This window comes from Falsigemmobacter intermedius, from assembly GCF_004054105.1.
Lineage (GTDB): Bacteria > Pseudomonadota > Alphaproteobacteria > Rhodobacterales > Rhodobacteraceae > Wagnerdoeblera > Wagnerdoeblera intermedia.
The window spans coordinates 178,186-185,383 of record NZ_SBLC01000006.1; the positions used below are offsets into that span (position 1 = coordinate 178,186).

5 protein-coding genes are annotated in these 7,198 nt (G+C 64.8%); 2 read left to right on the forward strand and 3 right to left on the reverse strand.

Annotated features, from left to right (window positions below):
- The first annotated feature begins 37 nt into the window (after positions 1–37).
- Positions 38–1,012 (forward strand): methylmalonyl Co-A mutase-associated GTPase MeaB, encoded by a 975-nt coding sequence (meaB, locus tag EP867_RS06280; RefSeq protein ID WP_128487360.1) that lies wholly within the window; start codon positions 38–40, stop codon positions 1,010–1,012.
- A gap of 143 nt (positions 1,013–1,155) precedes the next feature.
- The gene (locus EP867_RS06285) at positions 1,156–2,166 is read left to right on the forward strand and encodes an ATP-binding protein (protein WP_241656835.1); all 1,011 of its coding nucleotides are present in this window, start codon (positions 1,156–1,158) and stop codon (positions 2,164–2,166) included.
- Between the two features lie 50 nt (positions 2,167–2,216).
- Here the strand turns inward: EP867_RS06285 and rimO are convergent, their stop codons facing one another.
- From rimO to hrpB, 3 genes are all read right to left on the reverse strand, one after another.
- A complete protein-coding gene (gene rimO, locus EP867_RS06290) occupies positions 2,217–3,590 on the reverse strand; it encodes a 30S ribosomal protein S12 methylthiotransferase RimO (RefSeq protein WP_128487348.1) in 1,374 nt (457 codons plus the stop codon).
- A gap of 64 nt (positions 3,591–3,654) precedes the next feature.
- On the reverse strand, positions 3,655–4,458 hold the full coding sequence (locus EP867_RS06295; RefSeq protein WP_128487349.1) for a crotonase/enoyl-CoA hydratase family protein: 804 nt from the start codon (positions 4,456–4,458) through the stop codon (positions 3,655–3,657).
- Positions 4,459–4,527: 69 nt separating this feature from the next.
- The gene (hrpB, locus tag EP867_RS06300) at positions 4,528–6,981 is read right to left on the reverse strand and encodes an ATP-dependent helicase HrpB (protein WP_128487350.1); all 2,454 of its coding nucleotides are present in this window, start codon (positions 6,979–6,981) and stop codon (positions 4,528–4,530) included.
- Positions 6,982–7,198 lie beyond the last annotated feature (217 nt).

The following is a 7,198-nucleotide window of genomic DNA, read 5'->3' on the forward strand; positions in this document are numbered from 1 at the left end:
TGCCGGGGTGCAAGGGCAGAGGGGGGAAGAAGTGGCGATGGATATTCAGGATCTTGCGCAAAGACTGCGCAGCGGTGAGCGGCGGGCGCTGGCACGGGCAATCACTCTGGTCGAAAGCTCACGCTCGGATCACAGGGCGCTTGCCGCAGAGCTGCTGGAAGTTCTGCGCGACAGCGCCCCGCGGGAAGCCATGCGGATCGGGCTGTCCGGGACGCCGGGGGTCGGCAAATCGACCTTCATTGAGAGCTTTGGAAAATATCTGACCGGGCAGGGCAAACGGGTCGCCGTGCTGGCAGTGGACCCCAGCTCTTCGCGATCGGGCGGCTCAATCCTTGGCGATAAGACGCGGATGGAGCTTTTGAGCCGGGATCCGCTGGCCTTCATCCGGCCCTCGCCCAGCCAGGCCCATCTGGGCGGCGTGGCGCGGCGCTCGCGCGAGTCGGTGACGCTGTGTGAAGCGGCAGGCTATGACGTTGTTCTTGTGGAGACCGTGGGCGTCGGGCAATCCGAGACCATGGTGGAAGGGATGACCGATCTGTTCATCCTGCTCCTGGCGCCTGCGGGGGGCGATGAGCTTCAGGGGGTGAAACGCGGCATCATGGAGATGGCGGATATCATCCTCGTGAACAAAGCCGACGGCGATCTGAAGCCCGCAGCCCTGCGCACTGTGGCGGATTACGCAGGCGCTTTGCGGCTCCTGCGCAAGCGTGCCCAGGACCCGGCGGATTTCCCCAAAGTGCTGCCCGTCTCCGCCCTTGCGGAAGAGGGCATTGCCCGCGCCTGGGAGGAGATGAAAACCCTTTGGGACTGGCGCGCGGCCAATGGCTTTCACCAGTCCCGCCGCGCCGCCCAGGCCCGTGCCTGGTTTGAGGATGAGGTGCGTCAGGCGCTTCTTGCGAGGCTGACCGAAGATCCGCAGCTGCGCGCCCTGATGGGGGAAAAGGCGGCTCAGGTCACCAAAGGGCACCTCAGCCCGGTCCGCGCGGCTGCGGCGATCCTGGAGCGGATGTAACAGGCTCTTGCGGCACCGCATTCCCCTATGTGACACGGCCGGGCAACTCTGTCATAAAACTGTGATACTTGCAGGCCATAAGGCCCCAAAAGGAGCCAGGGATGCAGCCTCAGACTTTAGCGCCCCCCGTATCCGCGGGTGAGATGATTGACGCGGTGCCGATGCCCATGCTGCTGATCGGCGCGGATGAGCGGATCACCCGTGTGAACAGCCTTGCCCGCGCGGTCTTCGGCGATTGTGAGGGGCGGCATTATCTGATCGTCCTGCGTCATCCCGAGCCGGCCGCTGCCATTGAAAAAGCCCTGAGCGGTGAGCCGGGCGGCGCGCTCAGCTGGCGCAACAGTGGCGCGGGACGGGAGCGGCATTATCAGGGCCGCGTCGCCGCCCTGAGCGACGGCAGCGTCAGCTTTGCTTTCCAGGATGTCTCAGATGTGGAACATGCCGCCGATATGCGGCGCGACTTCGTCGCAAACGTCAGCCATGAACTGCGCACGCCGCTCACCGCTCTGATGGGCTTTGTGGAGACGTTGCGAGGCGCTGCGAAAGATGACCCCGCCGCGCGGGAGCGGTTTCTTGGGATCATGGAGCGCGAAGCCCTGCGGATGAACCGGCTCGTCGGGGAGTTGCTGTCGCTGAGCCGCGTTGAGGCGGAGGAGCGCGTGCGCCCGACGGCCATGATTGAGCCCCGGACCCTGGTGGTCTCGGTCATGAACACGCTGCGCCCTATGGCCGAGGCGGCGGGTGTGACGCTGGAGAGCGATTTTGCACCTTCGGTCCCGAAGATCCGCGCCGATTTTGACCAGATGACCCAGGTGCTGCACAATCTGATTGAAAACGGCGTCAAATACGGCGGATCGGGCGGGCGTATCCGGGTGCGGCTGCAGTTTCTGCAGCACGATGCCCAGCTGCGCGGCCCGGCTGTCTCCATCGCCGTGCGCGATTTCGGCGAGGGGATTCCCGCGATCCACCTGCCGCGCCTGACCGAGCGCTTCTACCGCGTGGACAACCACCGCTCACGCGAAAAGGGGGGGACGGGGCTCGGACTGGCGATTGTGAAGCATATCCTCAACCGCCACCGCGGCCGGCTGAAGGTTGAGAGCCGCGAGGGAGAGGGCAGCTCCTTCGAGATTATTCTGCCAGCCGCCGAAGAGTGAGAGATGAGAAACCCCCGCAGGTCATAAGATCTGCGGGGGTTTTCTGTCTCTTATTTCACCAGGCTGCCCCATAGGTCATAATCTCCGGCCTCATCCACCTCAACGGTGACGATATCGCCCGCCGAAAGCCCCTCGAAATCTTCGTCGATAAAGAGGTTGCCGTCGATTTCCGGTGCATCACCTTTGGTGCGGCAGGTCGCCCCGGCTTCATCCACCTCATCGACGATCACCTGAAGGGTGGTGCCGACTTTGGCTTCGAGCTTGGCGGCCGAGATCGCCAGCGCCTTTTCCATAAAGCGGTGGTAACGCTCTTCCTTGACCTCTTCGGGCACGTGGTCGGGCAGATCGTTCGAGCGCGCGCCCGCGACGTTTTCGTATTTAAACGCGCCGACGCGGTCGAGCTGCGCCTCATCAAGCCAGTCGAGCAGGGTCTGGAACTCAGCCTCAGTCTCGCCGGGGTAGCCGACGATGAAGGTCGAGCGCAGAGTGATATCGGGGCAGTCCCGACGCCATGCGGCGATCTCATCAAGGGTCTTTGCCGCTGCCGCAGGACGCGCCATGCGCTTCAGGACATCGGGATGCGCGTGCTGGAAGGGAATATCCAGATAGGGCAGGACCAGGCCTTCCGCCATCAGCGGAATGAGGTTGCGCACATGCGGATAGGGATAGACGTAGTGCAGTCGCACCCAGGCCCCAAGCGAGCCGAGATCGCGGGCGAGATCGGTGATATGGGCGCGGTGGCCGCGCTCTTCCTTATAGCCGATATCAAGGCCATAGGCGGACGTGTCCTGGCTGATGACCAGAAGCTCACGCACACCGGCCTCAACCAGCTTTTCCGCTTCGCGCATCACGGCATGGGCCGGACGCGAGGCCAGTTTGCCGCGCATATCCGGGATGATGCAGAATTTGCACTTATGATTGCAGCCCTCTGAGATTTTCAGATAGCTGAAATGGCGCGGGGTCAGCTTCACGCCGGTCGCAGGCAGCAGATCCACAAAGGGATCGGGCGAGGGCGGCGAGGCTTTATGCACCGCGTCGAGCACCTGCTCATATTGCTGCGGGCCGGTGACGGCCATGACCTTGGGGTGAACCCCGGTGATATATTCGGGCTCTGCACCAAGGCAGCCGGTCACGATGACCTTGCCGTTTTCACGAAGCGCCTCACCGATGGCTTCCAGGCTTTCGGCCTTGGCGCTGTCGAGGAAGCCGCAGGTGTTGACGATCACGGCTTCAGCGCCGCGATAATCGGGGCTGATGGCATAGCCCTCGGCACGAAGCCGGGTCAGAATGCGTTCGCTGTCCACCAGCGCCTTGGGGCAGCCAAGGCTGACCATACCGATTTTCGGCTGACCCGGACGGACCGGCTCCTGAAAACGGGGGCTGGGGGCAATATCCGGGCGGAGGTTTGGCGGGTTCTGGCTCATGACGGGGGCGTATAAACCCCATGCGGCTTTCGCGAAAGAGGCATCTTTCGTGAAAGCCCTGCCGTTACCCGATGTCGCGGAAGCGGGGGCTCCGTTTTTGCAGGCCCGCCATGACCGCCTCAATCTGATTGGGGCCTGCAATGATCTGCGCCTGATACTCCGCCTCCAGGGTCAGCCCCTGGCCCCGGGGCGCGGTCCAGGCCTCCTCCACAAGGCGTTTTCCGGCCCTCAGCACATCGGGAGAGATGCTGCGGAACTGCGCCGCCATCTCACGCGCAGCCTTCAGCGGATCATCTGAGAGCCGCGTCACGAGGCCCAGGGACAGCGCCTCAGCGGCGTCAAAAATACGCGCCGTCAGGATCAGCTCTTTCGCCAGATCGGCCCGCATCAGCCGCGGCAGGCTCTGGGTGATGCCCATATCCGGGATCAGCCCCCAGCGGGCCTCCATCACTGACATCTGCGTGCCGGGGGCGGCGATGCGGAAATCCGCGCCAAGCGCCAGTTGAAAGCCGGCGCCAAAAGCGACACCCTGCAGCGCGGCAATCACCGGCACATCGAGGTCAGCCCAGGCGGTCACGGGCCGTTGAAAGCGGTTCGGCTGTCCGGGGGCTGCGGCGCGCATTTCCGCGCGGGTGGCCTCCGCCTCTGTGGCCATGCGGGTGAACTCAGATGTATCGATCCCGGCACAAAAGGCCGCGCCCTCGCCTGAGAGCACCACCGCGCGCAGGTCACGCCGCGCTTTGAGGCTCTCTGCCGCAGCCGTCAGCGCGTCAAAAAGCGCAAGCGTCAGCGCGTTGCGCTTTTCCGGGCGGTTGAGCCGCACCTCAGCAATGCCCTCTTCGATGCTGATTAGGACCTGATCTGCCATCTGCTCCCCCGCGCTGATCTGAGCCGGAAGGCTATCAGGGCAGGGGGCTGAGACAAGAAGAACGTCAGGTCAGGTGCCGCGCGGCTTGGCCCGCAGGGTGGGATCCGCCGCCCGCGGATCCTCGGGCCAGGGGTGACGCGGGTAGCGTCCGCGCATATCCTTGCGCACGTCGGCATAGCTGCCGGTCCAGAACCCCGGCAGGTCTGAGGTTACCGCGATCGGCTTGCCGCCCGGTGAGAGCAGCGAGAGCCGCAAAGGCGTGCGCGCGGGTCCGGTCACCGGATGGGTGGTCTGGCCGAAAAGCTCCTGAATGCGCAGCTCAATGCCGGGCTGATCGCCGTCATAATCAATCGCAATGCGGCGCCCGAGCGGTGTGGTGAAATGCGAGGGATAAAGCGCCTCCAGCCGCTGCACCGCCTGATAGCCCAGATAAAGCTGTAAAGGCTCAGAGAGGTTCAGCCCGCGCAGATCCTCGCGGGTGCGAATGCGCGTCAGCGCCGGGGACAGCCACTCCTCGGCAGAGGCCATCAGACTGTCGTCATCAACAGGCGGGATGTCCTCACCGGCCTCAAGCGCCGCCTGTGCCCGACGCCGCAGCCGCAGTGCCGCCCCGCTGAAGGGCAGCCCGTTGCCCTGACGCAATTCATCGCGCAGCCCTTCAAGGGCTGCGGCGGCGATCGCTTCAGGCGGCGGGTCCGCCCAGATGCGGTCCTCGAGGACGAGGGCCCCAAGGCTCTGGCGGCGGCGCGCAAGGATACGCCCCTCACGCCGGGACCAGTCGCAGACGTCCTGCCACTGCAGACGATCGCCATAGATCTCGCGCAGTTCCGCCTCTGAAATCGCGATGGCCTGGCGCAGCATGGCCTCGCGGGCATCGCCGTCCAGATCGCTGGCCACCAGAAGCCGCGCCCCGGCCAGCGGCGTGCCCGGCGCCATGGCAGCCCCTTTGCCACCCGAGAGCACCCAGCGGGGCGCCTCTCCCTTTCGGCGCAAGCCGATGCGGTCAGGATAGGCAAGCGCCACCTGCTGCGCCTCCGTCAGACCCTGATCGCCTTCAGCAAAGCGGCTGAGGCGTTTGGCCTCAGCCCGGATGCGCGCGGCGGTATCGCCATGTATGGCGAAGGAATGGCGCCTGCGGTAGCCCTCGGGATCGCGCAAAGCCAGCAGGCGCAAAGCCAGATCCGGCGGCGCACCAATAAGCGGATCGCGCTCAGCCATCAGAGCGGCGGTCAGCGCCGCCGGACGACCCGCCTTCAGCAGCATATGCGCCAGCCGCGGGTGCAGCGGCAGGGCTGCCATGCGCCGCCCGTGATCGGTGATACGGAACTCTGCGTCCAGACCCCCAAGATCGCGCAGCAGCTCGCGGGCCGCCAGAAGCGCCGCCGGCGGCGGTGGCGTGAGAAATTTCAATCCCTCATCCGAGCCCCAGAGCGCCAGTTCCAGCGCCAGTCCGGACAGATCCGCGCTTTCGATCTCCGCAGGCGGAAAGGCGGGCAGGGCGCCCTCTTCGGCCTTTGACCAGAGGCGGTAGCAGACACCTGGCGCCACGCGCCCCGCGCGGCCCTGTCGCTGCGTGGCCTCAGCCCGGCTGACCTTCGTGGTCACCAGCCGCGTCATGCCCGAGCCGGGATCAAAGCGCGCCCGCCGCGCCCGGCCGGCATCCACCACAACGCGGATATCCGGAATGGTCAGCGAAGTCTCTGCGATTGAGGTGGCCAGCACCAGCTTTCGTGCCGTGCTGAGAGGCTGCAACACCTCCCGCTGGGCTTTGAAATCCATCGCGCCATAAAGCGGCTGCACCACACAGCCCGGAACCTTATCGGCGAGCAGGGCCGCCGTGCGACGAATTTCACCTTCGCCGGGCAGGAAAACAAGGATGCCACCTTCGGTCCCGTCGGCGGCCTGGCGCACAAGGGCAGCCGTTTCCGTCTCAAGGCGGCTGCCCGTCGCCAGCGGCCGCGGCAGCCAGCGGGTCTCCACCGGAAAGGCCCGACCCTCGGATGTGATGACCGGGGCGTCATTCATCAAAGCTGCGACCGGCGCAGCCTCCAGCGTCGCCGACATGACGAGAACCTGCAGGTCGTCGCGCAGCGCCTCACAGACCTCAAGCACCAGAGCAAGGCCCAGATCGGCAGTCAGAGAGCGTTCGTGAAATTCGTCAAAGATGACAAGGCCGATGCCGCTGAGACCGGGATCGGACTGGATCATCCGGGTGAGGATGCCTTCTGTCACCACCTCAACGCGGGTCTGCGCAGAGACGCGCGCTTCGCCGCGAATGCGGTAGCCGATCAGTCCGCCAATCTCAGAGCCTGTCGCTTCCGCCATCCGCTCCGCCGCAGCCCGGGCCGCGATCCGACGCGGCTCCAGCATGATGATGCGGCCCGCAATCTGATCGAGCAGCGCAAGCGGCACCCGCGTGGTCTTACCAGCCCCGGGCGGCGCCTGCAGCACAGCACGACCTGCAGCCCTGAGCGCGGTCTTCAGATCGGAAAGGATGTCATCTACAGGCAGTCGGAGCGTCATGAGGGGTCTATCGCGTTTTTAGCGGATTTTGACCAGAGCGGAGTAGAATCGTGCAGGTCTTTGGTGGGTGTCCGTCAGGGATACTTATTTAATAAACATAATACTAATTATTAGACGAAAAGATTTCAGAACCGGGATTAGTGTGGCGCGGCGCTGTTGCGTAAATCGACTTTTGGGTAAACAGCCCCTTTCCCCCCGTGAAGTCATGCGACGGCAG

Coding starts and splice junctions, on each gene's coding strand:
- meaB (WP_128487360.1), top strand. CDS start 38: ATGGATATTCAGGATCTTGCGCAAAGACTGCGCAGCGGTGAGCGGCGG.
- EP867_RS06285 (WP_241656835.1), top strand. CDS start 1,156: ATGATTGACGCGGTGCCGATGCCCATGCTGCTGATCGGCGCGGATGAG.
- rimO (WP_128487348.1), bottom strand. CDS start 3,590: ATGAGCCAGAACCCGCCAAACCTCCGCCCGGATATTGCCCCCAGCCCC.
- EP867_RS06295 (WP_128487349.1), bottom strand. CDS start 4,458: ATGGCAGATCAGGTCCTAATCAGCATCGAAGAGGGCATTGCTGAGGTG.
- hrpB (WP_128487350.1), bottom strand. CDS start 6,981: ATGACGCTCCGACTGCCTGTAGATGACATCCTTTCCGATCTGAAGACC.